The 424-nt window shown below is 35.8% G+C and carries 1 protein-coding gene; it reads left to right on the forward strand.

What is annotated here, in order from left to right; genetic code table 11:
* Positions 1–11 precede the first annotated feature (11 nt).
* A complete protein-coding gene (locus HK439_RS27440) occupies positions 12–179 on the forward strand; it encodes a hypothetical protein (protein ID WP_419247606.1) in 168 nt (55 codons plus the stop codon).
* Positions 180–424: the final 245 nt, after the last annotated feature.

A 424-nucleotide genomic window follows, 5' to 3' on the forward strand; every position in this document is an offset into this window, starting at 1 on the left:
TGTTTAAAGAAATGACTTCTTTTATAGTTGAAAATGACATAAGAGAATACGAAGAACTATGGATTTATGCTATGGAGCATAGATTTGATGATTGGTTCCCTTTGTTAGCTGATAATGGTACTTTTGCTATAAATACGTTTATAAAATCTAGAAGACATAGAATAAAAGATAACAAATGAATTAGCTAGCCGTTATGGCTAGCTTTTTGCTTTATCAAAAAGGGGGGCTTGGGGGTTGACCCCCTACAAGGGTATTTGCAGAACGAAATGAGCGTAAGCGAATGAAGTGGCTAGCAAATACGAAGCTTGCCAAACCATATTATCACTTGTGATAGGAGAAATACTTTTGACGAACAAAGAAATAATGATAGCCACTTCAGTGGCGATTGGTGCAGTTGTAACTTGGATTAATCCAAGTTAACAAC

The organism is Roseibium aggregatum, from assembly GCF_014692675.1.
Taxonomy (GTDB): domain Bacteria; phylum Pseudomonadota; class Alphaproteobacteria; order Rhizobiales; family Stappiaceae; genus Roseibium; species Roseibium aggregatum_C.